The 506-nt window shown below is 30.0% G+C and carries 1 pseudogene; it reads left to right on the top strand.

The features are described from left to right. Positions 1–262: 262 nt before the first annotated feature. Positions 263–506 (top strand): annotated as a pseudogene (locus tag EES38_RS22410) (AmmeMemoRadiSam system radical SAM enzyme); the annotation flags it as partial.

The following is a 506-nucleotide window of genomic DNA, read 5'->3' as shown; positions in this document are numbered from 1 at the left end:
TTGCCCAGCTTAATGATGAATTTATACCGTTGAGGAATATGCATTACCCAATTTATTTGTGTTTACCATTATTTTCCGCTGTAAATATAGTGACAAACTGTATTTGGTTGGATAATATTTTATAGTGATTTTTTATATTTTTTGGCACAATTTAAACTTGAGGTTTTATTATAACATAGGTTGTTATTTTTTCGTTTAAGTATTTATGTAGTGATTACATTATTAAAGTATTACAAATAATAATATTCAGATGCGAGAGGCAATGTTTTATGAGAAATCAGAGAACAACTCTGTTGTTTGTAGGCTTTGTCCTCATAATTGTTTAATAAAAGATGGGGGTTTAGGCATATGTAGGGTGCGTAAAAATGAAGGATCAATGCTTTTTTCTAAAAGTTATGGCGTGGTTTCTGCTATTCATAACGATCCTATAGAGAAAAAGCCTTTGTATCATTTTTATCCTGGAAGAGATATTCTTTCAATAGGAGGAGTAGGCTGTAATCTTAAAT

This window comes from Vibrio viridaestus (genome assembly GCF_003856525.1).
GTDB classification, from domain to species: Bacteria; Pseudomonadota; Gammaproteobacteria; order Enterobacterales; family Vibrionaceae; genus Vibrio; species Vibrio viridaestus.
The sequence above is the reverse complement of the archived record's forward strand: the minus strand, read 5'-3'. Positions and strand labels throughout refer to the sequence as shown.